This is a genomic window from Corallococcus sp. CA054B, from assembly GCF_003611625.1.
Lineage (GTDB): Bacteria > Myxococcota > Myxococcia > Myxococcales > Myxococcaceae > Corallococcus > Corallococcus coralloides.
The window spans coordinates 20,411-46,482 of sequence record NZ_RAVY01000058.1; the positions used below are offsets into that span (position 1 = coordinate 20,411).

The following is a 26,072-nucleotide window of genomic DNA, read 5'->3' on the forward strand; positions in this document are numbered from 1 at the left end:
CCCTCCCGGGTCGCCAGGTGAAGGGAAGCCGCTCTCAGCCGCTGGTGGCCACGCGGGTGAGGTACTTGCCACCTTCACGCGTGTCGATCTTCAGCACGTCGCCCTCGTTGATGAACAGGGGCACGTTGACGGTGTAGCCGGTCTCCAGCGTGGCGGGCTTCATGGCGCCGGACACGGTGTCGCCGCGCACGCCCGGGTCGCACTTGGTGACCTTGAGGTCCACGGAGTTCGGCAGCGTCACGTTGATGGCCTTGCCGTTCCAGAAGAGGATCTCGACGTCCAGATTCTCCTTCAGGAAGTTGGCGGCCTCACCGAGGCCTTCCTTGGACAGGAAGGTCTGCTCGAAGGTCTTCTTCTCCATGAAGTGGTACTCGTCACCCTGGACGTACAGGAACTGCATGTCCTTGGACTCGATGTCCGGGGTGCCCACCTTGTCGCCGGACTTCAGCGTGGGCTCCAGGACGCGGCCGTCCAGCAGGCTGCGGATCTTCGTGCGGGTGAAGGAGGAGCCCTTTCCAGGCTTGACGTGCTGGAAGTACTCGATGACGTACGGCTTGTCCTCCCACAAGATCTTCAAACCATTGCGGAATTCAGACGTATCGACAAACCCGGCCATGGGACCGACTCCTCGGACAAACGTAAAAGCGAAAGTCCGGGGTGTCTAGCCCATGCCCTGGTTCCTGCAAAGAGGAAAGCGGAGGCACGCTGCGTCGCCGGGCAGGCTCGACAAGCCCCTGCCCGAGCGGACGTGCGCGGCTACAACTCCGCCTTCACCTGCGGCGCGGTGACGCGCAAGACATAGCGCCCCTTGCCGAAATTCCCATCCGCGCGCAGCGCCAGCACCAGGAAGTACTCCGGCGTCAGCATGCGCATCACGGTGAGGACCTTCTCGCTGTTGACGGACACCTCGGTGACGGTGCCCGTCTTCAGGGATTCGGCCGCGTTCTTCAACTGCGTGAGCAGGTTGGCGTACTCCACCCAGGTGCCGGACACGTCCAGTTCCGTGGCTTCGTCCTTCTGGAACGTCTCCACGGAGATGCCGTCGAAGCCCATCACGCTGCACGCGAGGGCCCCGTCCACCTGGTTCACCACCGCTTCGAGGTGCGTGCGGAAGGCCATCTAGGCCCCGCCGTCCGCGCCCGCCGCACCGGGCTGGCACGAGGGATACTGGTTGTCCTGACCGATACCCGAACCACACGGGCCCGGGGGGATCTCAGGCGCCGCGGTCCCGACGCAGGTCGGAAGCGTGACGGCCCTGTTGTCGACGTCGATGCCGTAGATGACCTCGTTCGACTCGAACTTCTTGCCGCCCGACGCGAGCTTGCCCGTGAGCTGAATGGTGACCCGCACCGTGGCCGACGCGTTCCCGGCCAGGGCGGTCCGCAGGGCCGCCGCGGCTTCCGCGGTCATCAGGTTGACCACCAGCCGGTTCTCGTCCGACGCGGGATTGATGGCCGCCGTGTAGGGAACCTCTCCGTCGGGGATGTTGATGCTCGGCGTCGAGGAGTAGGACAGCTTCAGCGTATCCACGAAGGCGGTGGCGGCCCCTCCGACGTCGGTGTCCGGCTCCAGGGGAACGCCGTTCACGTCGATGGGCGTGCTCGTGTAGCTCGACTTGACGACGAGCCCCAGCACGTAGGCGTTCCGGTAGGCCAGGTTGAGCGAACCATTCGCGATGCCGGTATCGTCGGGGCCGAAATCGCAGCTCTCATCCGGCTGGATGGTCTGGAGGATCTGGACGACGGGGGCGCTTTCAGAGCACGAGCAGAGCCCGAGCGACAGGGCCGCCGCGATGAAGAAGGGCTTCATTGGAGTGTCTCCCAGTCAGGCGCGGTGCCGTTAGAGGCTCTGCGCGATGGTCTGCCGGTTGAGGATGCGGGGCGTGATGAAGATGAGCAGTTCCTGCCGCGTGTCCGTCTCCAGGGTGCTCCGGAAGAAGAAGCCGAGCACGGGAATCTTCGACAGGAAGGGCACCGAGTCGGACGAGGTGCTGCCGCGGCGCACGTAGATGCCGCCGATGACCGTCGTGTCGCCATCCTTCACCAGCACCTGGGTGTTGGCCTCCTTGCGCTGGATGGACGGCTGGCCGTTGGCACCGGTGTTGGACGGGTCCGGCTGGTTGTTCTGAGCCTGGATGGACATGAGGATGCTGCCGTCCTGGGTGATGTGCGGCGTGACTTCCAGCGACAGGCGCGCTTCCACGAAGGTCGTGTTCACGCCGCCGGCCGACGTCTGGCTGAACGGGATGGACAGACCCTGGCTGATGCGGGCCGTGTTGTTGTCCAGCGTGGTGACCTTGGGCGACGAGATGGTCTTCACCGTGCCCTCGGCCTCCGCCGCGGACAGGCGCAGGTTGAGCTGCACGGCGCCGCCCGCGGAGCCGAAGGCGAAGCCCATGGCGCCACCGAGGCCCTGACCCACCGCCGCCGGCAGGTTCACCGCGAAGTTGGGCTGGGCCGGAACGCCCGCCGCCGTGCCACCCGCGCCGCCCGTGACACCGACGGTGCTGGGGAAGATGAGGCCGGTCGGGTTGCCGGACGCGGCCGACAGACGCGTCTGACCGCCCCACTGCACGCCCAGGTTGCGGCTGAAGGACGTGCTCGCCTCCACGATGCGGCTCTCGATGAGGACCTGCGGCGTCTGCGTGTCCAGGCTGCGCACCAGGGCGCGCGCCTTCTCCGTGTTGGAGCGGATGTCCTTGATGATGAGCACGTTGGTGCGCACGTCCACCGTCACCGAGCCGCGGTCGCTGAGCACGTCCTTCACGCGCGCCGACATGTCACCGGCCACCGCGTAGTTCACCGGCACCAGGCTGACCAGCAGGTCCTCCTGCTGCTGCAGCGACTTCTTGCGCTCCTGGCGCAGCCGCGCCTCCTCTTCCAGCGTCTTCAGCGGCGCGATGCGGATGATGTTGCCCACCTGCTCCTGGCCCAGCTGCTTGGTGCGCAGGATGAGGTCCAGCGCCTGGTCCCAGGGCACGTTGCGCAGGCGGATGGTCACGCGGCCCGACACGTCGTCGGCCACGACGATGTTGCGCTTGGAGATCTCCGCGATGACGCGCAGCAGGTTCTGGATGTCGATGTCCTTGAACTCGAAGGACACGCGCTTGCCGCGGTAGCGCGCCTGCTGGGGCGCGCCCTCCGCCGCGTACGCCGGGGCCTCCGCCGTGAAGCCGGCGGTGCGCTGGGTGACGGCCACCTCCTCCGTCTTCACGCCCTGCACGTCCAGCCGCCAGCTCAGGCTGTTGGCGCCCTGGGTGACGTTCTCCTCGATGGCGCCGTCCGCGGCGACCACCAGGCGCACCTTGCGGCCCTCACCCGGCACGCTGAAGGCGCTGATCATCTTCACCGGCGTGTCCAGCGCGCTGGTGTCCAGGCTGCGCTCCAGCTTCTTGGGCAGCCGCGCGTTCTCCAGCGTCAGCACCGCGCTGCGCGGATCCGGACGGTCCACCTTCCACGCCGTCGCGCCGGACAGCTTCAGCTGCACGCGACCGCCCGAGGGGCTCTCGTCGAAGGACAGGTCCTTGACCTCCACCACCGCCGGCTGCGGCGCGGCCTGCGCCACCGCGGGCTGGGGCTTCGCCGACTCCTGCACGGGCAGGGGCTGCGGGCGCAGGGGCTCCGTCTCCGCCACCGCGTCGCGCGGCTGCGAAGGCTTGGACTTGCGCGCCACCGCGCCGCCCAGCACCACTTCCAGGCCGCGCTCGGCGCGGTCCACGCGGTAGGCGGGCATGTCGCCCTTGGCCACGAGCACCAGGCGCACCTTGTCCTCGTGGGCGCCCACGCGCACGTCCTTGAGCAGGTTGCCCTTCACCTTGGGCGCCTTCGCGCCCAGGCCCACGCCGTACACGTCCACGGCCAGGCGCGGCGGGTCCACCAGCTCCAGGACCTCGTAGCGGGCGATCTCGCCGTCAGCGGCGATGCGCAGCGACTCGCCGTCCAGCGACAGCCGGGTGATGCGCTGGGCCGGGTGGGCCACCTCGCGCTCATCCGCCTCCGTGGCGACGACGTTCTCACGGCCCGGCGCCTGGGACGGGGCGGCCTTGGAGGACGTCCCCTCCTCCGGCACCACCGCCACCATCGCCTCCACCACCGGCGCGGGCTCGGCCTTCACCGGCGCGGGCCCGGCCGGCTTCACTTCGGCCGGAGCCTGCGGAGCCTGGGCGGTCGCGGCGGCGGGGGCCACCGGCGAGCCGTCCACGGAGATGACCACGCGGTTGCCCTCCGCGCGGACGTCGTACTGGGAGGCCTGATCGAGCGCCACCAGCACGCGGCCCACGCTGGCGCGCGCGTCGGAGAACTGGGCGGCCACCACGCCGGACACCGGACCGGTGCCGTCATGGTGCCCCTTGATTCCGGTGGCGTCCGCGGACGACAGGTCCACCACCAGCCGCTCCGGCCCACTGAGCCGGAAGACGGTGAAGGTGGGCGGCCGGGTCCCGGTCACCACGACCTGGGCACCGGCTCCCGTCCGGGACACCTGCAGGTCCCTCAGCGTATTGAGATCCGCGCCGTACACCTTGGCGCTTGCCAGGACGACCGCCCATGCGGTCGCCATGATCCACTTGCCCCTCGTCACAGCGCTCTGCTCGAGCATGCGTCCCCTCAACAAGTTGGAAGCGGGCGACGACTGCCCGCGGGCGCGCCGTGGGGCGCTACTCCCAGTTCTTGCCCGTCATCAAATTGTAGGCGGGGTCCTTCACGCCATCCGCCTTGAGCTGGAGACTCACCGGATTGCTGATGAGCTCGCCCTTGGCTCCCGTGAAGACCTCGGTGACGGTGACCGAGTCCCGGAGAATCTGTGTAACCTTGCCGCCCTGGCGCCCCACGCGGGTGTTGCGCCGGACGATGTGGCCGCGACCCAGGGGGTCCTCGACCATCGCCAGCGGGCTGGCATCCCCCGTGACGACCGCCACCAGCTTGAGCTGGTCGAGATCGAACACGCACAGGGGTTCGTTGCAGGCTCGCTCCGGTGCGTCACGCGCCACCGGCCCGATCTCCTCCAGCGGACTGCGGAACGGATCCCGCTTGCCCACCGGACTGTAGGTGTAGACGAACGTTGGCGCCGCCGACGCCTCGGTCTTCTCCGTCACCGGGGCCGGCGCGGGGGCGGCGGCCTTGGCAGGAGCAGGGGGTGAGGCCTTGGGCGTGTCCGAACAAGCGGACAGAGTCAGCGCCATCACCGCAGCGGTCATCGTGGACTTGAACGTCTTCATCCGCGTCATCCCTTGTCGCCCTTGTTGCCGGGCGGATCAAGTTTCTAGTTGCTCTTCTTCTTGTTCTTGTCGGTGGCCTTCGTGGCGGCGGCCTTCGTGTCGACGAACCGGAACGTCGTCGCCAGGAAGCTGCTCTGCAGGACGACCTTCTCGTTCTTCAGGGTCGCGCCATCGAGCTTGATGTTGTTGACGTTCACGATGCGGCGCATGTTCGCCATCTCCTGCAGGAACATGGCGATCTCGTGGTAGTTGCCGCTCACCGTCATCTTGATGGGGATGCGCGCGAAGAACTCGGTGCCCTCGACGTACTCCTTGCCGGGCTCCACTCGGGCGATCTCCAGGCCGGACTTCTTGCCGATGTCGTTGATCTGCGCGAGCAGCTCCTCCATGTCGCGCCGCTCCGGCAGCTCCGTGAGGGCCTCCGCCAGCTTCTGCTCGAGCACGTCCATCTCACGCCGGCGCTCGTTGAGGTTCTGGGCGATCTCGCTCTTCTCCGCGAGCTCCTGATCGAGCTTCCGGCGGTCCGCCGCGCGGCGGGCGATGTTCTCGTCCGTGGGCTTGATGAAGGAGAAGAAGTTGCCCACGGTCAAGATGATGACGATGGCCGCGAGCCCGCCGAACTTCGCCGCGGGGGGAGCCTTCGCCAGTTGATCCAGGTATTTTTCCATGACAGGGGTCCTTCGCCGCCAATCAGATGGCGTAGTTGGCGGTGAGGGTGAGCTTGAAGTCGACGAACGTCGCCGCGCCGGCGGTGGCGCCCTTGGACTGCACGGCGTTGGTCAGTTCGACGTTGCCGAAGAAGGGCTTGATTTCGTTCGCGGAGAACTCCTCCACGCTGGCGGTCTCCGTGTTGAAGAGCTCCACGCGGGACGTCTTGCTGGCGGTGCGGCCCTGATCCACCAGGCGCCCCATGCCCTTGGGCGTCCACACCATGCTGCCCAGGCCGCGCATCAGCTCCGCGACCTCGTCGTGGCTGACGGCCGAACCGTCGATGGTGACCTTGTTGGCCGCCTCGGCGAAGTTCTTGAGCCAGACCTTCTTCGGGATGGCCGAGGACAGCGCGTCCAGCATGCGCACCGGCCCGTTGCGGCCCTTGCGCAGCGTGTCCAGCACCGCGAGCTTCTTCTCCACTTCCGTCTTGCGGGCATTGATGTTGGTCACCTCGCCGATGACCTTCTCCAGCTCCGCGATCTTCGCCTTCGTCTGGGCGATGCCCTGGTTGGCCCGCTGCAGCTCGTCGTCGCGGTTCGAGTACCAGGCGTAGTTGCCGATCACCGCGGCGATCAGGACCGCGGCGTAGAGGGCCAGGATCTGCCGGCCCATCTCCCGCTTCTTCACCGCCCGGACGGGCAGCAGGTTGATTCGGATCATCATGTGCGTGATTTCCTCGTGGCCAGAGCGGGATCAGCCCAGCTTGTCGCCCGGGCGCCGGAGCGCCAGTCCCACTGCCACCGCGGCCATGGGCGCCACGTCCATGATGAACGCGGGGTCGAACTTGCGGTTGTCCACTTCAATCTTCCGGAACGGGTTGAGGATCTCCACCGGCACGCCGGTTCGCGCCTCGATGGTCTTGAACAGGGCGGGGATCTTCGCGGTGCCGCCAGACAGGTAGACCTTGGTGAAGTTCGAGTCCGCGGCGGTGCCCGCGTAGAAGTCCAGCGAGCGCTGGATTTCACCGGCCACCTGCTCCGCCACGCTGGAGAGCACGCGCTCGACGTCCTGCGGCACGACGGCGTCCGCGTCCGCGCGGTTGCCGCCGATCTTCAGCGCCTCCGCCTCCTCGTAGGAGACGTTGAGCTGCTTCTGGATCTCCTCGGTGAACTGGTTGCCACCGATGGTCACGTCACGGGTGAAGACGGTGACGCCGTTGGCGATGATGTTGATGTTCACCACGGAGGCGCCGGCGTTGATGAGGACGACGGTCTCCTTGTCCGGCAGCTCGTAGTTCGTGGAGAACATGTTCTGGACGGCGAACGCGTCCACGTCCACCACCACCGGGGCCAGTCCCGCCTCGGAGACCACGGTGGTGTAGTCGTTGATCATGTCCTTCTTGGCGGCGACGAGCAGCACGTCCATCTGGCCGGTGGCGTCGTTGCCGCCGCCGTCCAAAATCTGCGTGTCGATGTTCACATCCTTCACGTCGAAGGGGATGTACTGCTCCGCCTCCCACTGGATGCTCTCCTCGAGCTCTTCCTGGCTCATGCGGGGCATCTGGATCTTCTTGATGATGACCGAGTGGCCGGACACGCCGATGGCGACGTCCTTGCCCTTGACCTTCAGCTCGGACATCAGCTCCTGCACGGCCTGCACGATGGCCGTGGAGTTCATCAACGCGCCGTCCACGATGGCCTCGGGAGGCAGCGGCTTCATTCCGAAGCTCTGGAGCGCGTAGCCGACTTCACCGCGCTTGCGCTGCTCCTTGAGCATGATCATCTTGATCGACGTCGACCCGATATCCAGCCCGAGTGCCAGTTTGCCCTTCGCCATGCGTAACTCCATCGGAGAGGGCGCCAGCGTAGCACCGGCTTGATACCCCTCCTAAAAAGTGCTTGGCGCCCGGCCGCCCTGCGGACGGGAGAGCGCCGTGAAAGCCAGCCACGACCGCGCCCCCAGGCCCACCGTCGCGGAGGCCCGATTTTCCGGCCCCGGCGGCGTTCCGTCAAATCGCGCCGGAGGATTCCTCCAGGGTTGCCCGCCGGGCGTCTTTCCTGCCCTCAGGTCCGGGCACCCTCCGCGTCCGGATCGATGCCGTACTCCTTGATCTTGTAGAGGAGCGCCCGGTGGCTGATGTCCAACACCTCCGCCGCCCGGGTGCGGTTGCCCTTCGTGCGCCGCAGCGCCGCCCGGATGTAGGACTCCTCCAGCTCCCGGATGGCGCGCTTGAGCGACAGGTCGCTCCCGGCCTGTAGCGGCGGAGCCGTCCCGGCCGGGGCGGGTGCGGAAGCCGCCCACAGCTTTTCCGGCAGGCTGCCGGGCGCGATGTGGGTGCCTTCCGCGAGCAGCACCGCGCGCTCCATGGCGTTCTCCAGCTCGCGCACGTTGCCCGGCCAGGCGTAGGCCGTCATCAGGGCCTCGGCCTCCGGGGTGAAGCCCTCCACCGGAGGCTCGCGGTTGAGGTCGCGGTTGAAGCGCTGGAGGAAGGCGCGGGCGAGCAGCGGGATGTCCTCGCGGCGCTCGCGCAGGGGCGGCAGGGTGAGGTTCACGACGTTGAGGCGGTAGTAGAGGTCCTCGCGGAAGTCGCCCTGGGTCACCAGCTTGCCCAGGTCGCGCAGCGTGGCGGCCACCACGCGCACGTCCACGCGCTCCACGCGGCTTTCGCCCACCGGGCGGATCTCCCCCTCCTGCAGCACGCGCAGGAGCTTCACCTGCGCGCCCAGGGGCAGCTCGCCCACCTCGTCGAGGAAGAGCGTGCCGCCGTCGGCCTCCGCGAACAGGCCGCGGCGGGCGGTGCGCGCGTCGGTGAAGGCGCCCTTCGCGTGGCCGAACAGCTCGCTCTCCAGCAGGCCGTGGGGAATGGCGCCGCAGTTGACGGCGACGAAGGGCATGGCGGCGCGGCGGCTCTTTCCGTGCAGCTCGCGCGCGATGAGCTCCTTGCCCGTGCCGCTCTCTCCGGAGATGAGCACCGTCGTGTCCACGGGGGCCACGCGCGCCACCTGCTTGAGCACCGCCTGGAGCGCGGCGCTGTGCCCCAGGATGTGGCTGCCCGAGGCGCCGGGGAGCCGGGCCTCGTGCAGCCGGCGGTTCTCGCGGACCAGCCGCTCGCGCTCCTCCGCCTTGCGCAGGACGAGGACGATCTCCTCCGGCTTGAAGGGCTTCTGGACGTAGTCGTAGGCGCCCGCCTGCACCGCCTCCAGCGCCTGCTCCTGGGAGCCGTACGCGCTCATCACCACCACGGTGAGGCCGGGCTGCTCCGCCAGCGCGGCCCTGAGCACCGACAGCCCGTCGCGCTTGGGCATGCGCACGTCCGTCACCAGGACGTCGTAGGCGCGCGTGGACAGCTCGCGCAGGGCCTCGTCCCCGTCGGCGACGGCGCGCACGTCGTAGCCCTTGTCGGTGAGCACCAGGGTGAGGATGTGGCGGATGGACGGCTCGTCGTCGGCGACGAGGACGGTGCGGAAGAGGGGCATGGGGGATGCCCATCATATGCTGTCCGGCCCCGCCGTCAGGCCGCTGGCAGCGATAGCCGGAAGCACGCGCCGCCGCCCGCCCCGTCGCGCGCGTCCAGCCGGCCGCCCATGCCCTGGGCCAGGTTCAAGGACACCGCGAGTCCCAGGCCCGTGCCCTGCCGGCCCTTGGTGGTGAAGAACGGCTCGAAGAGGTGCGCTCTCACCTCCGGTGAAAGGCCCGGGCCGCTGTCCTCCACCTCCACCAGGACGAGCGCGTCCTCGCGCCGGGTGGAGATGCGCACGCGGCCCTCGCCCCCCATGGCCTGCGCGGCGTTGAGCAGCAGGTTGATGAGGATCTGCGACAGCGGGCCCGGATCCGCGCGGGCCAGCAGGCCGGGCGCCGCGTCCAGGGTGACGTCTACCCGGTCCAGCTCCGGCCCGGCGCGCACCAGCCGCACGCACGTCTCCACCACCTGCCCCACGTCCACCGGCCCGGGCTGGGTGCTGGCCGGGCGGCCCAGGTCCAGGAGCCCCCGCACGATGCGGTCGATGCGGAGCACTTCATGGTCGATGCGCTCCAGGAAGTCCTTGAGCTCCGGCCCCTGCGCCCTGGAGCGGGCCAGGGAGAGATAGCCCAGGATGCCCGCCAGCGGATTGCCCACCTCGTGCGCCACGCCCGCGGCCAGCTTTCCCACCGTGGCCAGGCGCCCGGAGGCGACGAGCTCCGTCTGCGCCCTCGCGAGCCGGGCGTTCGCCTCGCGCAGCGCCTCCAGCTGCGCGCGCGTGAGGGCCTGCTCCTGGCGCAGCGCCTCCGCCATGCGCTGGAGCTCGCGCTGGATGCGCGACAGGAGCGGCCCCCCCTGTCCGGAGAGCGGCACGTCCAGCTGCAGCCGGCCCAGCTGCTCCACGGACTTCTCCATGGCGCGCAGCGGGCGGCCCACCGCCAGGTCCAGCACGCCATAGGCCAGCAGCGTCAGCACCAGCAGATCCAACCCCAGCGCCAGCGGCAGGAAGGCGCGGATCCGCGCGAGGCTCTCCATGTCCAGCGACCCCGGCAGTGCCAGCCGGCGCGCCGTGTCCAGCAGGCGGATGAGCACCGGCTGCAGCGTCAGCCACGACAGGCCCGTGGACAGCGAGCCCAGCAGGAACGCCACGCTGGCGATGCGCCACTTCATCCCCGCACCGGCGCGGGGTGCCTCACTGCGTCCCTCCGAGCATCATCGCCACCTCCGGGGACAGCACGCGCGCGAGCAACGGCCCCAGGAGCATCAGCTCCAGCCCCGCCAGCGCCAGCCACGGGCCAAAGGGGATGTTGGTGACCCCGGGCTCCCACTGATCCTCGCCCGTCTCCTCGTCCAGGGTCACGTCCGGGATGTCCTGCAAGAGCAGGCACGGAATCACCAGCGCCACCCGCTTCCACCAGGGCAGTCCGGGCTTCGTGAACTCCCACGTCATCGTGGACGGGGGCTCCTCCGGCTCCTCCTCGGCGGCGGCCTTGGATGGGTCGTCCTTCTCCTCGCCGCGAGGGCCTGCCCGGCCCGTGAAGGCGAGCATCGCCACGCCCACGATGGAGCCCTGGAGCGACGAGAAGAAGAGGATGCCGAGCAGCGACTGCCAGCCGAGGAACGCACCCAGCAGCGCGACGAGGAACTTGTCCCCGCCGCCCAGCGCCTCCTTCTTGAAGACCTTCCAGCCCACGTACTCCATGAAGCGGAAGGTGAGGAAGCCCACCGACGCGCCCACCACCGCGTTCACCACCGCGTCCTGGCCCAGGGGAATGGCCAGCACGATGCCCGCCACGATGCCCGGCACGGTGAGCGACAAGGGCAGGATCCAGTGCTCCAGATCAATGAAGGTGAGCGGCACCAGCAGGAACACGAGCACGAGCGCGGGCACCAGCGCGTACGTCCAGTCAAAGCGCTTGAGGCACGCGAGGAAGAGCAGCCCCGTGAGCAGCTCCACCAGGACGTAGCGCGGGGAGATGCGCATGCCGCAGCCGCGGCACTTCCCGCGCAGCCCCAGCCACGACAGGACGGGGATGTTCTCGTACCAGGAGAGCACATGCCCGCACTTGGGGCAGCGGGACCCGGGCCGCACGATGCTCAGCCCTTCGGGCACCCGTGCGATGACGACATTGAGGAACGAGCCGATGCACAGGCCGAGGATGAACAGGAAGAGGATGAAGAGGGGCTCGGCCCAGCCCGGCGCGTAGGTGAACGTCACGGGGCTGGAATCCTACCCGCCACTTCCAAAGCTGGCGACTGCGCGATGGAGGACGAAAACCGTCAGCGTCAGTGACAAAAATTGGCAGGCCCGCGGGTGATCCACCCCCTGCTTGGGCCGCCTGCCCTGGGAATCCCAGCGGTTGGGGGAAGTGTTCGGCCTGGCACTCTTCATGCTAAGAGTTCGCACGTCGTCCAACCCCCCTCTGCCCACTGCGGAGTTCCCAATCATGATGAACCGTCTCTTCCGGAAGAAGGGTGGCTTCACCCTCATCGAGCTGATGATCGTGGTCGCCATCATCGGCATCCTGGCCGCCATCGCCATCCCGAACTTCATCCGCTTCCAGGCGAAGTCGAAGCAGTCGGAGGCGAAGACGAACCTGAAGGCCATCTTCACGGCCCAGAAGGCGTACTTCGGTGAGAAGGACAAGTACCAGGTGAACTTCACGGTCATCGGCTTTGATCCCGAGGCCGGCAACCGCTACAGCTACGGCATGGCCACGGGCTGCAACCAGCCCGTCGACGCGACCCCCACGGCTCGTCGCGCTGGCGCCATCGCCGGCTGCATCGGCCAGGACGCGCTGAAGTTCCCCACGGCGCCGGCCGCCGCGGACGCCGTCAACGCGGTGGGCGTGAACCCCACCATCGACGACTGCCCGAACTGCTCGTTCAACGCGACGGCGGTTGGCAACGTGGACAACGATCCCGAGGGTGACACCTGGGGCATCACGTCCAACACGGTCGCCGGTGAGGCCGTTGTGCAGAACCCCTGCGGCATCGACGAGGACACCCCGAACGGCCTGAACCTGGTCGCGGGCGAGCCCACCAACGCGTTCAACGACGTGAGCTGCGGCGGTTAATACCCTGCACGCCGTGCAAGCCTGCCGGGCCCGCTTCATTTGATTCATCGAAGCGGCTCGACATGGCACAATCAACGGGGCGCCCGGGCATTTCGGGCGTCCCGTTGTCGTTTCGTGAGGCCATGCGAAAGCTGCCCCTGCTGCGATTCGTTCCGGGACTGCTGCTGGTAGCCCTCCTGTCCGCGCCGCCCGTCCCCCCGCGCAGGCAAGGTGGCGGTCCCCTACTGCCACGTCCTGATCTGCTCAAGGCGCTGTTCACCGCGCAGAAGGGGCTGGTGACGGACTACTTCTGGATCCTCATGCTCAACCGCATTGGCAGCGCGGTGCGAGCGGAGGACTACCTCCACGTCGCCGACTACGCGGAGCTGGTGACGGACCTGGATCCGAAGTTCCGGCAGGCGTACCTCTACGGAGGCCTCACCATCCCCGTCTACACGGGCAAGGGCGGCTACCTCAACACGGCGGAGTCCACGGCCCTGTTGCGCAAGGGCGTGGCGAACGTCCCGCACGACCAGCCCCTGACCTTCCAGCTCGCGTACAACCTGATGTTCTTCGAGCGGAAGTACAAGGAAGCCGCGGACCTCATCCAGGAGATGTCCCGGTGGGAGGGGGCCCCGCCCTACTTCGCCGCGCTCGCGACGCGGCTGTACGCGCAGTCTGGTGACTTCGACGCGAGCATGTCGTTGACCCTCGCGCTGCGCGACAGCGCGGAGGACGAGGAGTCGCGCGCCTTCTACGAGCAGCGCATCCAGGAGATCCAGCAGGAGCGCGTGCTCCGGGGCATCGACGCGGCCATCGCCCGCTACCGCGCTCGCGAGGGACGCCTGCCCGACACGCTGCCCGCGCTGGTGACCGCCGGCGACCTGCGCGTGATTCCCGAGGATCCGCTGGGCGGGGAGTTCTTCCTGGGCGAGGACGGCCGGGCCTACTCCAACGCCTCCAGGTTCCGGCTGGAGCTCATCCAGGACGAGAAGGACGAAAGCGGCGAACGCATCCTGCCCAAGCCCCGCACGACCCAAGCGCCATGACGACACCCCATCCTGACGCCCCTCCCATCCTGGCCCAGGGGCTCGCCAAGACCTACAAGGTCGGCTTCTGGTTCAACCGCACCGTGCGTGCCCTGCAGTCGCTGGACCTCCAGGTGGGGGCCGGGCAGATCTACGGCCTGCTCGGGCCCAACGGCGCGGGCAAGTCCACCACCATCAAGATCCTGATGAACCTGGTGCGCCCCAGCAGCGGGGTCGCGCGCATCTTCGGCCAGCCGGTGGATGAGGCCTCCACCCGGCGGCTGGTGGGCTTCCTTCCGGAGAACCCCGCCCCGTACGAGTACCTCACGGGCCGGGAGTTCGTGACGCTGGCCGGACAGCTCGCGGGCCTGAGCGGCCAGGAGCTGGACGTGCGCGTCAAGGAGGTCCTGGGCTCGGTGGAGATGGCGGGCGCGGAGAAGCTGCAGATCCGCCGCTACTCCAAGGGAATGGTGCAGCGCGTGGCGCTGGCCCAGGCGCTGGTGAGCCGGCCGAAGCTGCTCATCCTGGATGAGCCGACGAGCGGGTTGGATCCGCTGGGCCGCCGCCAGATGCGCGACCTCATCCTGGCGGAGCGGGACAAGGGCACCACGGTCCTCTTCTGCAGCCACATCATCCCGGACGTCGAGTCGCTGTGCGACCGGCTGGCGGTGCTGGTGGGCGGACGGCTGGTGCGCGAAGGCAGCGTCCGGGAGCTGGTGTCCGCGCAGGTGCCCACCGTGGAGGTCGTGGTGGAGGGCATGGCGCCGGACGCGGTGAAGGGGCTGGGCATTCCCCTGGAGTCGCTCCAGGCGCTCGATGGCCGCGTGCTGCTCCAGGTGTCGGACGTGGACACCCAGCGGCTTTTGAGCGGCGTGCTGGGCGCCGGGGGCCGTGTGAACCAGGTGCAGCCGGCGCGGTTCTCGCTGGAGCAGCTGTTCATGAACGCGCTCAAGGAGTCCGGGCGCGCGTCCACCGTGGGCGGGGAGATCAATACATGAGCGCCTTCAGCGCGATGATGTGGAATGGCTTTCGCGAGGCGCGCCGCAACCGGGTGACGGTGGTGGTGGGCGTGTTCGCCGCGGTGGTGCTCTTCTCCTCCACGCTGGTGACGGAGGTGACGGTCACCACGTTCGACCGCGTGCTGACGGACTTCGGCCTGGGGATGATGAGCATCATCCTCGTCTTCCTGGCGGTGTTCCTGTCGAGCAGCCTGCTGAGCCGCGAAATCGAGCGGCGCACCATCTTCCTGGTGGTGAGCAAGCCCGTGTCCCGCACCCAGTTCCTGCTGGCGCGGCTGGCCGGCACCATGCTGACGCTGGGCGCGTTGCTGGTGGCGATGACGCTCGTCTTCCTGCTTCAGCTGGTGATGTTCGGCGCGAACATCACCTCCACGCAGCTGCTGGCGAGCGCGGGACTGTGGTTCGAGCTGCTGGTCATCAGCAGCGTGGGCATCCTCTTCTCCAGCTTCGCGGGCCCCGCGGTGTCGGCCATCGCCACCACGGGCCTGTACTTCACCGGGCACCTGACGGGCGACCTCTACGCCATCGCCAGCCGCTCGGAGAGCACGTTCATCCAGGTGCTGGGCAAGAGCATCTATTACGCGCTGCCCAACCTGGAGCGGGTGAACTTCCGTCCGCAGGCCACGTACGCGCTGCCGGTGGACGCCAGCACCTTCCTGTCCGGCGCGGCCTACAGCGTCGCGTGGGCGGGCGTGCTCATCGCCCTGGCCACGGTCATCTTCGAGCGGCGCGACTTCCGCTGAGGTGAAGCACGGCGGACCCCGGGCTTCAGGCCCGGGGCGTCGGCTCGTCCATCTCTTCGGTGAGGCCGTGCTTGGCCAGCCGGTAGCGGAAGGAGCGGAAGGACAGCCCCAGGAGCTCCGCGGCGCGCGTCTTCACGCCTTGCGCCTGCTTGAGCGCGGCCAGCAGGTGGCGCCGCTCGCTGTCGTCCAGGTGGCGCTCCAGGTTGAAGCCCGCCCCCATCGCGGGCTCGCCGGCCTCGCCGGCGCGGGACTGGGGCTCCGCCTCGCCGCGCACCGTGGGCGGCAGCGTCGTGGGCCCCAGCAGGTCCGAGTCCGACAGCGTGGCCGCGCGCTCCACCATGTTCTGCAACTGGCGCACGTTGCCCGGGAACGCGTAACGCTCCATCAGGGCCAGCGTCTCCGGGGCGAACCGCAGCCCCGGGCGGCCCAGCTCCTCCGCCAGGCGCGCCAGGAAGTGGGTCGCCAGCGGGGCGATGTCGTCCGGGCGCTCGCGCAGGGCGGGCAGCTCCAGGGTGATGACGTTGAGCCGGTAGAAGAGGTCCTCCCGGAAGCGCCCCGCCTTCACCTCCGCCTCCAGCCGGCGGTTGGTGGCGGCGATGACGCGCGCGTGGAAGGGGATCTCCGCCGCGCTGCCCACGGGCTTCACCTTGCGCTCCTGCAGCACGCGCAACAGCTTCACCTGCGTGGACAGGGGCATCTCCCCCACCTCGTCCAGCATCACCGTGCCCTCGCCCGCGGACACCAGCAGGCCCGGACGCTCGTGCGTGGCGCCGGTGAAGGAGCCCTTCATGTGGCCGAACAGCTCGCTCTCCAGCACGCCCTCGTTGAGGGCGCCGCAGTTGAAGGGCAGGAAGGGCTGGGCGGCGCGCTGGCCGCGCAGGTGGATGGCCCGGGCCACCAGCTCCTTGCCGGTGCCGCTCTCCCCCGTCACCAGCACCGTGCTGCGCCCCGGGGCCACCTTCTCCACCAGGTGCCACAGCGCGCGCATGCGGGGGCTGGAGCCCACCATCAACCCGCCCAGGCCCGGCAAGAGCCGCTCCTTCAGCGTGCTGTTCTCCTGGCGCAGCGCGCGCTTCTCCAGCGCCTTGTGCACCAGCTGCCGCAGCTCCTCGTTGTCGAAGGGCTTGCAGATGTAGTCGTAGGCGCCCTCGCGCATGGCCTCCACCGCGGAGGCGGGCGTGCCGAAGGCGGTGATGAGCACCACCTCCGGCGGCTCCTTGCGCGCGCGCGCCGCCCGCAGCACGTCCAGCCCGCTGCCGCCGGGGCCCAGCTTCATGTCGGAGATGACCAGGTCCACGGAGTCCCGGGCCAGCACCTCGCAGGCGGCCGCCACCGTGGGGACGCTCGTCACCGCGTAGCCGTCCCGCACGAGCAGGATTTCAAGGTACTCGCGCATGGACAGCTCGTCGTCCACCACCAGCACCTGGCCGCGCGGGCCTCCCTCATGGAGCGCGCTCACAGCGGCAGCCCCACCAGGAACTCGGTGCCCTCGGCCGGGTGCGACTTCACGCGGATGGTGCCGCCGTGCGCGCGGATGAGGGAGTGCGCGGTGGACAGGCCCAGCCCGGTGCCACCGTTCCGCGTGGTGAAGAACGGTTCGAACAGGTGTCCCATCATCTCCTCCGTGATGCTGCCGGCCGAATCCCAGACCCGAATCTGCGCTTCCTCATCCGCCCGCGCCAGGGCCACGCGCACCGTGCCCCGCGCCCCCGCCGCCTGACAGCCGTTGCGCACCAGGTTGATGAGCACCTGGCGCAGCTGATCCGGATCCACCGGCGCCGTGAGCGGCTGGGGCGCCCGCACCTCCAGCGTCACCTCGCGCGTGAGGGGGTCCGCGCGCAGCATGTCCACCGTCTCCGACACCAGCGTGTCCAGCGCCACCGGGCGGCGCTGGGGCTGGGGCGGGCGGGCAAAGCGCAGGAAGTCCTCCACCAGCCGCGCCAGCCGGTCCGACTCGCGCGTGAGGATGCCGGTGAGCCGCTGCACCACCGCGTCCTGCGACTGCTCCTGGGCCAAAAGCTGCGCGGAGCCGCGCATGGAGGCCAGCGGGTTGCGCAGCTCGTGCGCCAGCTGCGCGGAGAGCGTGCCCAGGCTGGCCAGCCGGTCCGTGCGCTTCAGGTCTTCCTCCATGCGCCGCAGTTCAGTGAGGTCCTGGAAGACGATGAGCAGCGCGCCCGCCTCCCCCTCCAGGGGTGACACCGACAGGCCCAGCACCCGCTTGCCGCCCGGCGTCTGCACGGGCAGCTCGCTGCGGATGGAGCGCGGCGCCAGCGAGGACACGCCCGGCAGCAGCTTCTCCAGGGGCTGCCCCACGCACGCGTGGGCGTCCTCCTGGAGGATGCCGCTGCCCGCGGTGTTGAGGAAGGTGACGCGCCGGTGGACGTCGCAGGTGACGAGCCCCGACGGCATGGAGGACAGGATGAGCTGCTGGAGCCGCCCCAGCCGGCGCAGGTCCGCCTCGCTCTGGGACAGCGCGCCGCCGGTGGCGGACAGCTGGCGCGACAGGTAGCCGGACAGGACGGCGATGAGCACCAGCGCCAGCGCGTTGCTGCCCAGCACGAAGAGCACCCGTGAGGGCGACACCATGACGCTGCCCGCGGGCGTGGTGAGCCCCATCACCAGCAGGAGCACGGTGAAGGCGAACGTGGACACGGCCGCGGCCACCAGCGCGCCGCGCCAGTCCAGCACCACCGCCGCGCCGATGACGGCCAGGCTGTAGAGGAACGTGAGCGGGGAGTCCGCGCCGCCGCTCAAGTAGACGAGCCCGGTGGCGATGAGCACGTCGCCCACCACCTGCACCGTGGCGTCCAGGCGCCCGGCCGTGCCCCGGCGCAGCCGCAGGCCCGTCACCACGGTGAGGAGGTAGGCGCCCGCGATGACCGCGAACGACAGCGAGTCCGCGCGGCTGGGCTCCTGCACGGGCTGGGTCACCAGCCGCACCACCGTCACGGCGAGCGACAGGCTCGCCGCCACGGTGCGGAACAACACCAGCCACACCAGGCGCGAGCGCAGCCCCGGGGCCACGCTTCGCGCCGTGCTTCCTGACACCGCGTTACTTGATCGCGCCGGCAAGCGAGAAGATGGGCAGGTACATGGCGATGAGGAAGCCGCCGACCACGCCGCCGAGGAACACCATCAGGATGGGTTCGATCATCGACGTCAGCGCGCCGATGGCCGTGTCCACTTCGTCATCGTAGAAGTCGGCGATCTTGTTGAGCATGGTGTCCATGGCGCCCGTCGCCTCACCGACGCCAATCATCTGCACCACCATGGACGGGAACACCTTGGTCTCCAGGAGCGGACCCGCGATGTTCTTGCCCTCGGCGATCTTCCCGCGCACGTAGTAGATGGCCTCTTCCACCGTGCGGTTGCCGGCCGTCTTCGCCGTCACGTCCAGCGCGTCCAGGATGGGCACGCCGGAGGAGATCATCGTGCCCAGCGTGCGCGTGAAGCGCGCCACCGCCACCTTGCGCAGCACGTCGCCGAACAGGGGCAGCTTGAGGAAGGTCTTGTCCCAGAACTTGCGGCCCCTGGGCTGGCGGTAGCTCCAGGTGAAGGCGAAGACGACCGCGGCGATGGCCACGACGGTGTGGAGGAAGTACGCCTGGGCGAACTTCGACATGTCCACGACGACCTGCGTGGGGCCCGGCAGCGCGGAGCCGAAGTCCGAGAACATCTTCTCGAAGACGGGCGTCACCTTGAGCAGCAGCAGCGCCGTCACGCCGATGGCCACCAGGATGACCACCGTCGGGTAGGTCATGGCGCCCTTGACCTTCGCCTTGAGCTTCTCGTTCTTCTCACGGTAGGCGGCGAGCCGGTTGAGGATGGTGTCGAGGATACCGCCCACCTCGCCCGCGGCGCACAGCTGCACGTAGAGCTCGTCGAAGACCTTGGGGTGCTCCTTCAGCGCGTCCGCGAAGGTGCTGCCCTGCTCCACCTTGCTCTTGATGGCGAACACCACCTTCTTGAAGGCGGGGTTGTCCATCTGGCTGGCGAGGATGTCCAAGCACTGCACCAGCGGCAGGCCCGCGTCGATCATCGTCGCGAACTGACGGGTGAAGATGAGGATGTCCTTGCCCGTCACCCCGCCCAGGCCGGGCAGGGAGATCTCCCCGTCGAGCGCGCTCTTCTTGCGCACCTTCGTCGGGTTGAGGCCCAGGGACTTCAGGCGCGCGTTGACGGCCTCGATGTCCGAGGCCTCCATCTCGCCCTTCTTGTTCTCCCCGCTCTTGGTCTTCGCCTCCCAGAGGAACTGGGCCGTGTTCTTCTTGGACGCTGTCGCCTTCTGCTGCACTGCCGGTGCTGCCATGACGGGACCTCCGGGGAGGGCGAGGAGTCTAACCTGTGATTTTCATGCCCCAAAACTAACGGGCACCCGCTCCCCCGGCCGGCCGCTGGGCTCCACCCGGCCCACCGCCCGTGGCGAGGATGTTGCGCAGCTCCTCCGGGTCGGAGGAACGGCCGAAGGCCTCGTCCTGGGAGATGACCCGGCGCGCCAGAAGGGCGGCCAGCGCCTGGTTGAACGTCTGCATGCCGTACTTCGCCTGACCCACCTGCATGGACGAGTAGATCTGGTGGACCTTGTCCTCGCGGATGAGGTTCCGGATGGCGGGGTTGGGCACCATGACCTCCAGGGCCAGCACGCGGCCCGGAGCGCCCTGCTTGGCGACGAGCGCCTGGCTCATCACGCCTTCCAGCACGAAGGACAGCTGGGCGCGCACCTGGGGCTGCTGGTACGGCGGGAACACGTCCAGGACGCGGTTGATGGTCTGCACCGCGCTGTTGGTGTGCAGCGTCGCGTAGCAGATGTGGCCCGTCTCCGCGATGGTGAGCGCCGCTTCGATGGTCTCCAGGTCGCGCAACTCGCCGACGAGCACCACGTCCGGGTCCTGGCGGAGGATGTACTTGAGGGCCGTCTTGAAGTTGCGCGTGTCCGCACCGACCTCGCGCTGGTTCACCAGGCAGTTCTTGTGCGGGTGCAGGTACTCGATGGGGTCCTCGATGGTCATGATGTGCTCATGACGCTCGGTGTTGATCTTGTCGATCATCGAGGCCAGCGTGGTGGACTTGCCGGAGCCCGTGGGGCCCGTCACCAGGATGAGGCCGCGCGGCTTCTTCACCAGCTCCGCCACCACCGGCGGCAGGCCCAGCTCCTGGAACGTCAGGATCTTGAAGGGAATCGTGCGGAACGCGCCGGCGACGGCGCCGCGCTGCATGAAGATGTTCGCGCGGAAGCGCGACAGGCCCTTCACGCCGAACGACAGGTCCAGCTCGTTCTCCTCCTCGAACTTGTGCTTCTGGGCGTCCGTGAGGATGGAGTAGCAGAGCTGCTTGGTCTCCACGGGCGTGAGCGGCGCCGTCTTGAGCGGGACGAGCTCACCGTCCACGCGGAGCTGCGGCGGCGAGCCGGTGGTGATGTGGAGGTCGGAAGAGCCCTTCTCGACCATCGCCTTGAGGAGCTGGTGCAGGTTGGCCACGGATGCGTGTCCTGTCGGGGGAAAAGTGGTGGAGGAAGGGGGTGACTAGAAGCGGTCCGGCGCGGTGTTGCCCACGACCTCTTCCAGGGTGGTCATGCCGTCCATGAGCTTCTTGAGCGCGCTCATGCGCAGGCTGCTCATGCCCAGGCGGATGGCCTCCTGCTTGAGCTCCGCGGCGGAGGCGCCGTTGATGACCAGCTCCTTGAGGCCGTCCCAGAAGGGCATGACCTCGTAGATGGCCACGCGGCCGCGGTAGCCGCGGTCGTTGCACTCGCGGCAGCCGACCTTCTCGTACATGGTGAAGGTGCCCATCTTGTCCGGCGGGATGCCCGCGTCGATGAGGGCCTGCTCGTCCACCTTCTCCGCGGGGCGCTTGCAGGCCGGGCACAGCCGGCGCGCCAGACGCTGGGCGAGGATGAGGTTGAGCGACGCCGTCACGAGGAACGGCTCGATGCCCATGTTGAGCAGGCGGCTGACCGTGCCCGGGGCGTCGTTGGTGTGCAGCGTGGAGAGCACCAGGTGGCCCGTGAGCGCCGCCTTCACGCCGATTTCCGCCGTCTCGAAGTCGCGGATCTCACCGATCATGATGATGTCGGGGTCCTGGCGGAGGAAGGAGCGCAGGCCGGCCGCGAAGTTCAGGCCGATGTCTTCGTGCATCTGCACCTGGTTGATGCCGGCGAAGTTGAATTCGACCGGGTCTTCCGCGGTGCAGATGTTGGTGCCCACGTCGTTGAGGCTGGAGAGCGCGGAGTACAGCGTCGTCGTCTTGCCGGAGCCCGTGGGGCCCGTCACCAGCACCATGCCGTAGGGCCGGTCGATGGCCTCCTTGAACCAGGCCAGGGGCTGCGCGTCGAAGCCCAGCTTCGTCATGTCCAGCTGCAGGTTGCTCTTGTCGAGCAAGCGCATCACGACCTTCTCGCCGAAGAGCGTGGGGCACACGCTCACGCGGAAGTCCATCTCCTTGCCGCCGCCGATCTTGATCTTGATGCGGCCGTCCTGCGGCAGGCGCCGTTCGGAGATGTCCAGCGACGCCATGATCTTCAGGCGGCTGGTGATGGCGTTGCGCAGCTTCATGGGCGGGCGCATCACCTCGTACATCACGCCGTCGATGCGGAAGCGGACCCGGAAGTCCTTCTCGTACGGCTCGATGTGGATGTCGGACGCGCGCTTCTTGATGGCGTCCATGAGGATGAGGTTCACCAGCTTGACCACGGGCGCGTCATCCGCGGCCTTGGCCATCTCATCCACGTTCTCCTGCTCCTCCTTGGCGACTTCAATGTCGTCGCCCACGTCGCCGACGATGTCCTCCAGCGAGGGGCCCTTCTCCGCGTAGTAGCGCTCAATCGATTCGCGGATGGAGATTTCGGACGCGACGACGGCTTCGATGTTGTAGCCGGTGAGGAACTTCAGGTCGTCCACCGCGAAGATGTTGGACGGGTCGCACATGGCCACGATGAGGGACGGGCCCGCGCGGTTGACCGGGATCACCAGGTGCTTCTCGGCCACTTCCTTGGGCACGAGCTTGATGATGTCCGGATCAATGTCGAAGTCCTTCAGGTTGATGGCCGGGACGCCGTACTGCTTCGACAGGAAGTCGGTGAGCTTCGACTCCTCGATGGCGCCCGTCTTGATGAGCGCCGTGCCGATGCGCGCACCACTCTTCTGCTGCTCCTCCTGCGCCTTGCGGAGTTGCTGGACGGAGATGAGGTTCTCGCGCACCAGCAATTCACCGAGTCGACCGGACATTTCTGGGATGCCTCTTTGAGCGTGAGGAGGGAACAGCCAGAGCCCCGGCTGTCAGCGGGACCCGCGGGGGGGAAATGAGCCCGTGAGGCAGGGGCCTGAAGCCCTGGCACGGATCCTCCCGGATTAGAGGAAACCGATGCGCGGCCTGTCAAGGCGCCCTGGCGTGCTCCCTTGCTGTCCGGCGCCCTCTTCAGCAGGGCGCTACAGGCCCTACCCGTCGCCGCGGGCCACCACGGTGCGCGCGGCCTCCACGTCGCGTTTGATTTGACCCACCAACTCGGCGGCGGAACCAAAGCGTTGCTCGGGCCGCAGCCGCTCCAGGAACTGCACCCGCAGCTCCTTGCCGTAGAGGTCGCCGGAGAAGTCCAGGAGGTGCGCCTCGATGGTGACCTCCGTGCCCCCGAAGGTGGGCTTCACGCCGATGTTGGCCGCCCCCGGCCGCCAGGGCCCTTCGGCCTCCGCCAGGAGGCGCACGCGGATGGCGTACACGCCGGGCGCGGGCCGCAGCTCGTTCTGCGTGTCCACGTTGGCGGTGGGAAAGCCGATGGTGCGTCCCCGGCCCGCGCCGGACACCACCGTGCCGTCCAGGTCGAACGGGCGGCCGAGCAGGCGCCTGGCCGCGCCCACCCTGCCCTCCAGGATGTACTCGCGGATCCGCGACGAGGACGCGACGACGCCGTCCACGTTCACCGGCTGCACGACGTGCACCTGCGCGCCCCGCTTCGCCGCGGCGTCGCGCAGCGTGGTGACGGTGCCGGCGCGCTGGGCGCCGTAGGTGTAGTCGCTGCCCACGACGACGTGGCCCACTCCCAGGGTGTCGAAGAGGGCGGCCTCGAAGTCCTGCGGCGTGGAGCGTGCGTAGTCGCGGGTGAAGGACTGCACCACCACGTGGGACAGGCCGCACGCGGCGAGCAGCTCCAGCTTGCGCGGCAGGAGCGTAATCAGCTTGGGCGCCAGGTCCGGCTGGAGCACCTTGCCCGGGTGGGGCTGGAAGGTGAGCGCGTTCGCGGGGGCGTGGCGAAGCGCCTCCGCGAAGAGGGCCTGGTGGCCCACGTGCACCCCGTCGAAGTTGCCCAGCGCGAGGGCCTGCCCCTGAAGCTGGCGGCCCGCCTCGGACACGGACTGGAAGACCTTCATGGCCCTTCCCTATACCACCCCGCACGCTTTTGCCCTGGCCAACCCACGCGGCTCCATGGTTAGAGGCCCCCGCTCCCGCCATGCGCCCTGCCCTGCTCCCTGATCCGGTCGGCCTCAAGTTCGTCCCCCTGGAAGCGCCCCCGGACTGGGACGCGGAGTTCGGCTTCACCGGGCCATTGGAGCTGGAGATCGGCTCCGGGGCGGGCGGGCACGCGCTGGAGTACTGCCGCCGCAACCCCGGCGTGCGCTTCGTGGCCTTCGAGTGGCGCAAGAAGTACGCGCGCGACACGCAGATGCGCGCGGAGAAGGCGGGCATGAAGAACCTGCGCGTCATTGAATCCGACGCGCGCTTCGTGGTGCCGCGCATCTTCGCCCCCGGGTCGCTGGACGTCATCCACCTGCAGTTCCCCGACCCGTGGTGGAAGCGCTCGCACGCCAAGCGGGCGGTCGTGCAGCCCGACTTCGCGAAGGTGATGCTGGGGCTGCTCAAGCCCGGCGGCCGCTTCGACATGCGCACCGACGTGCAGGACCGCGCGGTGGCCATGCTCGAAATCCTGGAGGCGGCGGGCTTCCACAACCCGCTGGGCGCCGGGGTGTTCCACCCGTACGACCCGGAAGAGGTGCCCTCCACCCGCGAGCGGCGCTACCTGGCGTCCGGAGAGCCCGTGTACCGCGCACGCCTGGTGAAACCCGCGTCCTAGTTCCGCCGGCGCCTGTCAGGCCCTGGACGCCCGGCGGCCCCGTGTCCTGGGGGTGCCCGCGAGGGCCCTTGGCAGCGCCCCTCACCCGGAGGAGAATCCACCCACGGGGTTCCTACCCCAGGGGACACTCGCGACGTCGGGCCACGACCGCATCCTGTTGGGGGGTGGGCGCCTCATGCCGGAAGCCGAAAGGAAACGGATGCCGGAGGGCGTGCGCAGGAGCGGACCCGCCAACGACTTCTCCGGGCGCACCGTGCTCATCGTGGACGATGATCCGGCGCAGATCCGCCACGTGCGCGAGGGCCTGGCCCCGCACGGCTACATCTTCAAGGAAGCGCTGGACGGGGCGCAGGCGCTGTCCGCCATCCGCGCGGGCCGGCCGGACCTCATCGTGATGGACGTGGAGATGCCGGGCCTGGGCGGCGTGGAGGTGTGCCGCATCGTCAAGGCGAACGCGGGCGAGGGCGGCTTCGGCTTCATCCCGGTCATCCTGATGACGGCCCGGCAGGCGGCGGGCAAGGTGGAGGGGCTGGAGCTGGGCGCGGACGACTACCTGGTGAAGCCGTTCGACATGCTGGAGCTGGGCGCGCGCGTGAAGTCCATGCTGCGGCTCAAGGCGCTGCAGGACGCGCTCGTGGAGAAGAACCGCGAGCTGGAGTGGGCCAACCGCGAGCTGGACCGCCGCCGGCAGGAGCTGCTCGCGCTCAGCCGCACGGACGCGCTCACGGGCCTGTACAACCGGCGCTACTTCGAGGAGCGGCTGAGCGAGGAGTTCATGCGCTCGCGCCGGTACCGCTCCCCCCTGTCGCTGGTGATGCTGGACATCGACCACTTCAAGCGCATCAACGACACGTTCGGGCACCCCTTCGGGGACGAGGTGCTGCGCGCGGTGGCGCACACGGCGCGCGCGACGCTGCGGGAGGTGGACCTCCTGGCCCGCTACGGCGGCGAGGAGTTCATTGCCCTCCTGCCGGAGGCGGCCCCCCAGGACGCGCTGCGGGCGTGCGAGCGGGTGCGGGAGGCGATCGAGCGGCTGGAGCTGACGTGGAAGGGCCCGGACGGAGTGTCGCAGGAGGTGAAGCTGACCGCGTCGCTGGGCGTGGCGACGGTGCCCGCGGACGACCTGCCGGGCACGGAGGCCCTGCTGCGCGCGGCGGACGCGAGCCTGTATTCCGCCAAGGGGACGGGGCGAAACCGCGTCCACCAGCACGCGGCGTGACACACCTCCCGCTTCCCCACAGCGGCGGTTTGACCTAAATCGGAGGCCTCATGCGCCCGCTCGCGATGACGACCTGGCTGCTGTTCGCCCTCCTCTCCCTGGGCGGCTGCAGCCGGCTGCAGCCGGACCCCCCCGTGGGGGCCTACCAGACGTTCCACCGGCACGTGCAGCGCGGAGAGCTGCCCAAGGCGTACGCCGGGTTGTCACAACAGACCCAGCAGGTCCTGAAGACGCGGGCGCAGGAGGTCAGCGACGCGTCAGGGGGCATGGTGAAGCCGGAGCCGCTCCCGCTGTTCTTCGCGAATGTCCCGGTGCCGCCGGATGTTCAGGAGGTTTCGCTGCTCCGCCAGGAGGGCGACGTGGCGACCTTGGTGGTGCGCTCGGCGGGAAGGTCGGGCGAGGTCCGGATGGTGAGGGAACCGTCCGGGTGGAAGGTGGACTTTTCAGCATCCCCCCAGCCGTGAGCCCGGGCATGCCCGGGCCCCGCGCATCAGGTAACGTACAACCGTGAACGACAGGAAGACACGGCGGGTGCTCCCCGCAGTCGAAGTCATCCGCAGGCCGGGCTCCACGCCCGGCGGCCCGGTGACGCCGTCCTCGACTGCCCCCACCCCCTCCCC

The 26,072-nt window shown here is 68.9% G+C and carries 24 protein-coding genes; 7 read left to right on the top strand and 17 right to left on the bottom strand.

Features of this window, described 5'->3' with window-relative positions; all coding sequences use genetic code 11:
* Window positions 1-34: 34 nt before the first annotated feature.
* From efp to D7V80_RS16565, 11 genes are all read right to left on the bottom strand, one after another.
* A complete protein-coding gene (gene efp, locus D7V80_RS16515) occupies window positions 35-616 on the bottom strand; it encodes an elongation factor P (RefSeq protein WP_120589074.1) in 582 nt (193 codons plus the stop codon).
* Window positions 617-756: 140 nt separating this feature from the next.
* The gene (locus tag D7V80_RS16520; protein WP_120566331.1) at window positions 757-1,119 is read right to left on the bottom strand and encodes a hypothetical protein; all 363 of its coding nucleotides are present in this window, start codon (window positions 1,117-1,119) and stop codon (window positions 757-759) included.
* Entirely contained in the window at window positions 1,120-1,809 is a 690-nt protein-coding gene (locus D7V80_RS16525) for a hypothetical protein (RefSeq protein WP_120589075.1), read from the bottom strand.
* A 30-nt stretch (window positions 1,810-1,839) separates the two neighbouring features.
* Complete coding sequence (gene pilQ / locus D7V80_RS16530) at window positions 1,840-4,596, bottom strand: type IV pilus secretin PilQ (RefSeq protein WP_120589076.1); 2,757 nt, start codon at window positions 4,594-4,596, stop codon at window positions 1,840-1,842.
* Between the two features lie 58 nt (window positions 4,597-4,654).
* Window positions 4,655-5,215, bottom strand: a complete 561-nt coding sequence (locus D7V80_RS16535; protein WP_199738690.1) for a pilus assembly protein PilP — start codon at window positions 5,213-5,215, stop codon at window positions 4,655-4,657.
* Between the two features lie 44 nt (window positions 5,216-5,259).
* Window positions 5,260-5,883: a type 4a pilus biogenesis protein PilO gene (locus D7V80_RS16540; protein WP_120589078.1), complete on the bottom strand. Its 624-nt coding sequence runs from the start codon at window positions 5,881-5,883 to the stop codon at window positions 5,260-5,262.
* A gap of 22 nt (window positions 5,884-5,905) precedes the next feature.
* Window positions 5,906-6,589, bottom strand: a complete 684-nt coding sequence (locus D7V80_RS16545; protein WP_120589079.1) for a PilN domain-containing protein — start codon at window positions 6,587-6,589, stop codon at window positions 5,906-5,908.
* Between the two features lie 30 nt (window positions 6,590-6,619).
* Window positions 6,620-7,702 (bottom strand): type IV pilus assembly protein PilM, encoded by a 1,083-nt coding sequence (gene pilM / locus D7V80_RS16550; protein ID WP_014399064.1) that lies wholly within the window; start codon window positions 7,700-7,702, stop codon window positions 6,620-6,622.
* 227 nt (window positions 7,703-7,929) lie between these two features.
* Window positions 7,930-9,342 (bottom strand): sigma-54 dependent transcriptional regulator, encoded by a 1,413-nt coding sequence (locus D7V80_RS16555; RefSeq protein WP_120589080.1) that lies wholly within the window; start codon window positions 9,340-9,342, stop codon window positions 7,930-7,932.
* Window positions 9,343-9,377: 35 nt separating this feature from the next.
* Window positions 9,378-10,496, bottom strand: coding sequence for a sensor histidine kinase (locus tag D7V80_RS16560; protein ID WP_120589081.1), 1,119 nt, complete (start codon window positions 10,494-10,496; stop codon window positions 9,378-9,380).
* A 22-nt stretch (window positions 10,497-10,518) separates the two neighbouring features.
* Window positions 10,519-11,544 (bottom strand): A24 family peptidase, encoded by a 1,026-nt coding sequence (locus tag D7V80_RS16565; protein WP_120589082.1) that lies wholly within the window; start codon window positions 11,542-11,544, stop codon window positions 10,519-10,521.
* Window positions 11,545-11,773: 229 nt separating this feature from the next.
* Between D7V80_RS16565 and D7V80_RS16570 the strand changes: the two genes are divergently transcribed.
* The 4 genes from D7V80_RS16570 to D7V80_RS16585 all read left to right on the top strand — a co-directional run bounded on the left by D7V80_RS16570 (window position 11,774) and on the right by D7V80_RS16585 (window position 15,172).
* Window positions 11,774-12,403 (top strand): type IV pilin protein, encoded by a 630-nt coding sequence (locus tag D7V80_RS16570; protein WP_120589083.1) that lies wholly within the window; start codon window positions 11,774-11,776, stop codon window positions 12,401-12,403.
* 122 nt (window positions 12,404-12,525) lie between these two features.
* On the top strand, window positions 12,526-13,431 hold the full coding sequence (locus D7V80_RS16575) for a pilus assembly protein PilG (RefSeq protein WP_120589084.1): 906 nt from the start codon (window positions 12,526-12,528) through the stop codon (window positions 13,429-13,431).
* On the top strand, window positions 13,428-14,408 hold the full coding sequence (locus tag D7V80_RS16580; RefSeq protein WP_120589085.1) for an ABC transporter ATP-binding protein: 981 nt from the start codon (window positions 13,428-13,430) through the stop codon (window positions 14,406-14,408). Before D7V80_RS16575 ends, D7V80_RS16580 begins: the two co-directional genes overlap by 4 nt.
* Window positions 14,405-15,172, top strand: a complete 768-nt coding sequence (locus D7V80_RS16585; RefSeq protein ID WP_120589086.1) for an ABC transporter permease — start codon at window positions 14,405-14,407, stop codon at window positions 15,170-15,172. Before D7V80_RS16580 ends, D7V80_RS16585 begins: the two co-directional genes overlap by 4 nt.
* A gap of 25 nt (window positions 15,173-15,197) precedes the next feature.
* Here the strand turns inward: D7V80_RS16585 and D7V80_RS16590 are convergent, their stop codons facing one another.
* The 6 genes from D7V80_RS16590 to D7V80_RS16615 all read right to left on the bottom strand — a co-directional run bounded on the left by D7V80_RS16590 (window position 15,198) and on the right by D7V80_RS16615 (window position 23,532).
* Window positions 15,198-16,631, bottom strand: coding sequence for a sigma-54 dependent transcriptional regulator (locus D7V80_RS16590; protein WP_120589087.1), 1,434 nt, complete (start codon window positions 16,629-16,631; stop codon window positions 15,198-15,200).
* On the bottom strand, window positions 16,628-18,196 hold the full coding sequence (locus D7V80_RS16595; RefSeq protein WP_199738694.1) for a nitrogen regulation protein NR(II): 1,569 nt from the start codon (window positions 18,194-18,196) through the stop codon (window positions 16,628-16,630). The genes D7V80_RS16590 and D7V80_RS16595 overlap by 4 nt, the downstream gene beginning before the upstream one ends.
* A 28-nt stretch (window positions 18,197-18,224) precedes the next feature.
* Complete coding sequence (locus D7V80_RS16600; protein WP_120589088.1) at window positions 18,225-19,481, bottom strand: type II secretion system F family protein; 1,257 nt, start codon at window positions 19,479-19,481, stop codon at window positions 18,225-18,227.
* A gap of 55 nt (window positions 19,482-19,536) precedes the next feature.
* A complete protein-coding gene (locus tag D7V80_RS16605) occupies window positions 19,537-20,649 on the bottom strand; it encodes a type IV pilus twitching motility protein PilT (RefSeq protein WP_120589089.1) in 1,113 nt (370 codons plus the stop codon).
* 45 nt (window positions 20,650-20,694) lie between these two features.
* On the bottom strand, window positions 20,695-22,395 hold the full coding sequence (gene pilB, locus D7V80_RS16610; protein ID WP_120589090.1) for a type IV-A pilus assembly ATPase PilB: 1,701 nt from the start codon (window positions 22,393-22,395) through the stop codon (window positions 20,695-20,697).
* Window positions 22,396-22,605: 210 nt separating this feature from the next.
* Window positions 22,606-23,532, bottom strand: coding sequence for a bifunctional riboflavin kinase/FAD synthetase (locus D7V80_RS16615; protein ID WP_120589091.1), 927 nt, complete (start codon window positions 23,530-23,532; stop codon window positions 22,606-22,608).
* An 80-nt stretch (window positions 23,533-23,612) separates the two neighbouring features.
* Here D7V80_RS16615 and D7V80_RS16620 point away from each other — a divergent pair, with 80 nt between their 5' ends.
* The 3 genes from D7V80_RS16620 to D7V80_RS16630 all read left to right on the top strand — a co-directional run bounded on the left by D7V80_RS16620 (window position 23,613) and on the right by D7V80_RS16630 (window position 25,916).
* Window positions 23,613-24,233 (top strand): tRNA (guanosine(46)-N(7))-methyltransferase TrmB, encoded by a 621-nt coding sequence (locus D7V80_RS16620; protein ID WP_014399078.1) that lies wholly within the window; start codon window positions 23,613-23,615, stop codon window positions 24,231-24,233.
* A 175-nt stretch (window positions 24,234-24,408) separates the two neighbouring features.
* Window positions 24,409-25,452: a diguanylate cyclase gene (locus D7V80_RS16625; RefSeq protein WP_120589092.1), complete on the top strand. Its 1,044-nt coding sequence runs from the start codon at window positions 24,409-24,411 to the stop codon at window positions 25,450-25,452.
* 50 nt (window positions 25,453-25,502) lie between these two features.
* On the top strand, window positions 25,503-25,916 hold the full coding sequence (locus D7V80_RS16630; RefSeq protein ID WP_120589093.1) for a hypothetical protein: 414 nt from the start codon (window positions 25,503-25,505) through the stop codon (window positions 25,914-25,916).
* Window positions 25,917-26,072 lie beyond the last annotated feature (156 nt).

Coding starts and splice junctions, on each gene's coding strand:
- efp (WP_120589074.1), bottom strand. CDS start 616: ATGGCCGGGTTTGTCGATACGTCTGAATTCCGCAATGGTTTGAAGATC.
- D7V80_RS16520 (WP_120566331.1), bottom strand. CDS start 1,119: ATGGCCTTCCGCACGCACCTCGAAGCGGTGGTGAACCAGGTGGACGGG.
- D7V80_RS16525 (WP_120589075.1), bottom strand. CDS start 1,809: ATGAAGCCCTTCTTCATCGCGGCGGCCCTGTCGCTCGGGCTCTGCTCG.
- pilQ (WP_120589076.1), bottom strand. CDS start 4,596: ATGCTCGAGCAGAGCGCTGTGACGAGGGGCAAGTGGATCATGGCGACC.
- D7V80_RS16535 (WP_199738690.1), bottom strand. CDS start 5,215: ATGAAGACGTTCAAGTCCACGATGACCGCTGCGGTGATGGCGCTGACT.
- D7V80_RS16540 (WP_120589078.1), bottom strand. CDS start 5,883: ATGGAAAAATACCTGGATCAACTGGCGAAGGCTCCCCCCGCGGCGAAG.
- D7V80_RS16545 (WP_120589079.1), bottom strand. CDS start 6,589: ATGATGATCCGAATCAACCTGCTGCCCGTCCGGGCGGTGAAGAAGCGG.
- pilM (WP_014399064.1), bottom strand. CDS start 7,702: ATGGCGAAGGGCAAACTGGCACTCGGGCTGGATATCGGGTCGACGTCG.
- D7V80_RS16555 (WP_120589080.1), bottom strand. CDS start 9,342: ATGCCCCTCTTCCGCACCGTCCTCGTCGCCGACGACGAGCCGTCCATC.
- D7V80_RS16560 (WP_120589081.1), bottom strand. CDS start 10,496: ATGAAGTGGCGCATCGCCAGCGTGGCGTTCCTGCTGGGCTCGCTGTCC.
- D7V80_RS16570 (WP_120589083.1), top strand. CDS start 11,774: ATGATGAACCGTCTCTTCCGGAAGAAGGGTGGCTTCACCCTCATCGAG.
- D7V80_RS16575 (WP_120589084.1), top strand. CDS start 12,526: ATGCGAAAGCTGCCCCTGCTGCGATTCGTTCCGGGACTGCTGCTGGTA.
- D7V80_RS16580 (WP_120589085.1), top strand. CDS start 13,428: ATGACGACACCCCATCCTGACGCCCCTCCCATCCTGGCCCAGGGGCTC.
- D7V80_RS16585 (WP_120589086.1), top strand. CDS start 14,405: ATGAGCGCCTTCAGCGCGATGATGTGGAATGGCTTTCGCGAGGCGCGC.
- D7V80_RS16600 (WP_120589088.1), bottom strand. CDS start 19,481: ATGGCAGCACCGGCAGTGCAGCAGAAGGCGACAGCGTCCAAGAAGAAC.
- pilB (WP_120589090.1), bottom strand. CDS start 22,395: ATGTCCGGTCGACTCGGTGAATTGCTGGTGCGCGAGAACCTCATCTCC.
- D7V80_RS16615 (WP_120589091.1), bottom strand. CDS start 23,532: ATGAAGGTCTTCCAGTCCGTGTCCGAGGCGGGCCGCCAGCTTCAGGGG.
- D7V80_RS16620 (WP_014399078.1), top strand. CDS start 23,613: ATGCGCCCTGCCCTGCTCCCTGATCCGGTCGGCCTCAAGTTCGTCCCC.
- D7V80_RS16625 (WP_120589092.1), top strand. CDS start 24,409: ATGCCGGAAGCCGAAAGGAAACGGATGCCGGAGGGCGTGCGCAGGAGC.
- D7V80_RS16630 (WP_120589093.1), top strand. CDS start 25,503: ATGCGCCCGCTCGCGATGACGACCTGGCTGCTGTTCGCCCTCCTCTCC.